The 2,033-nt window shown below is 66.6% G+C and carries 1 protein-coding gene; it reads right to left on the reverse strand.

All coding sequences use genetic code 11. The annotated features are described in order from the left end of the window. Positions 1–123: 123 nt before the first annotated feature. Positions 124–1,917 carry an IS481 family transposase gene (locus tag RNC47_RS35895; RefSeq protein WP_311605031.1) on the reverse strand — a complete coding sequence of 598 codons (1,794 nt, stop codon included), beginning with the start codon at positions 1,915–1,917 and terminating at the stop codon, positions 124–126. Positions 1,918–2,033: the final 116 nt, after the last annotated feature.

Consider the following 2,033-nt stretch of genomic DNA (forward strand, 5'->3'; position numbering starts at 1 on the left):
GTGTCAACGGCCATTGAGTCGTCCCCGCTTGTGAGGTCCGGAGAGATGCTTGACAGTTCGGTCCTGGGACATGCTTGACGGTGTCTCGCTCGATGCTTGACGGTTCCAGGTGATGGTTGACGGTTAGCGGGAGTCGGTGATGAAGCGCAGGACAGGGCCACCCTTGCGGGGGTGGGTGGAGATTTCGATCTCGCCGTCCAGGACGCGGAAGCAGGTCTCCTCGATGACCACGGTGACGGTCTTGCCAGCGTGCGCGACGCCGGGCCGGAGCTTCTGCCGGGCGACTTCGAAGGTGCCATCGGCTCCAACCCGTCGGGTGGCCCGGCGCGGTTGTGACGGGGGCGGCGGCAGCGGGTTCGTGGCGACCCGTGCGCCAGTGAGTTTGGCGCGTCGCTGGTGTGGGATCGGTGCGGGCAGTGTCTTGACCAGGAGACCGGCATGGATGACATACATCATGCTGCCGTCGAACCGCAGAGTGACGTGCTTGCCGATCAGATCGGTGCCGACTGCGACCGGCGTCTGCCCGAGCGAGACGACACCGTCCTTGGTCACTTTGCGGTCGACCTCGACCACGGCCGCGGGGGCGAGGGGTTTGTCCGCCTTGATGCCGCCCTGGGGTTCGGCGCCGCCAGGGCGTCCGCCACGCATGATCAGCCAGTTCAGATCGGCGTCGGTGAAGCTCATGGAGCGGGTTCGGATCAGCTGTCCGTCGAGCAGGACGTGGACGGTGTGGTGGCTCAACCAGACGGTGACGGTGCGGCCGACCAGGGTCGGGCTGAACTTCAGGCTCTGTTGCTGCGGCAGCATCACGTGCCGGCCCGGGCTGATCACGGCCTCGAACTCGACTGCCTGGAGAGGAAGGTTCTCCTCGGACGAGCTCGGCGGCGGAAGCATGGGGAGTCGCATGGGCTCGGCCGGGCCGGCCATCGGCTTGGGCACCACGGTTTCCGCGGTCTGCGGCGGGTCGATCGTGAGTGTGTGCGGGCGGAAGACCTGGGCCGGGGTCGCCATCTCAAGCGACTGGTGGGGTCGGGTGTGGTTGTAGCTGTGGACCCAGGCGTCGATCGCGGCCTGTGCGGCGGCCGGGTCGCCGAAGGGGCCGGAGTGGTCCAGCATCTCGCGCCGCAAGGTCTTGTGGAAGCGTTCGATTTTGCCCGTTGTGGTCGGTGACCTGGGCTTTGTCAGGCGCTGGTTGATGCCGTTTTCGCGGCACACTCGCTCGAACATCACCTCGGTGGGCAGGGGCTTGGAGTAGCGGCCGGTGAACTGTTTGCCGTTGTCGGTCAGCACCTCCGAGGGGACTCCGAAACGGCGCATCGCCTCGATGAACGCCTGGCACACCGCTCGCCCGGTCGGCTGCACCAGCACCGTGGTGATCACGATGAACCGGGAGCAGTCGTCGATCCCGGTGAGGAGCTTGCACTCCCGCCCGTCGGCGAGGAACACCCCGCCCATCAGGTCCATCTGCCATAGCTGCATCGGCGCGTCGCGCTGCCACCGTTTGTAGACGCGTCGGTGAACCTGGACCTGGTGGTTGACCAGGCCGTTGCGCACCAGGATGCGGTGCACGGTCGAGCGGCCCGGTGCGTCCACGACGCCGCGTACGGCCAGTTCGTGGGCGATCCGGCGGGCGCCCCACTTCGGATAGGACTGCCGCAACTGGCAGACTGCGAGCTCGACTTCGGCTGGCACTCGCTTCGGCGAGGTGTGCGGTCGACGCGAGCGGTCCTTCAATCCTTCCCGGCCGCGTTCGCGGAATCGCCGTAGCCAACTGTGCAGGGACTGCCGCGACGTGCCGTGCCGGCGGGCGACCTCGGCCACCGGAGAGCCGTCCAGCACCTCCACGACGGCCCGGAACCGGTACTCCACCATCCAGTTGTCATCAGCTGCCGCTGCAGACTCCTGCGTCTCACCCATGCCCTAACAATGACGGAGACCAGTCAAGAATGTGAGCGGACCGTCAAAGATCTCCAACGACCGTCAAAGAAGACCCGCCACACCCGCGTCAAGCATGAGCTGGGACTGCACAGTCA

It is taken from the genome of Streptomyces millisiae, assembly GCF_031845425.1.
GTDB classification, from domain to species: Bacteria; Actinomycetota; Actinomycetes; order Streptomycetales; family Streptomycetaceae; genus Streptomyces; species Streptomyces millisiae.

Coding starts and splice junctions, on each gene's coding strand:
- RNC47_RS35895 (WP_311605031.1), bottom strand. CDS start 1,917: ATGGGTGAGACGCAGGAGTCTGCAGCGGCAGCTGATGACAACTGGATG.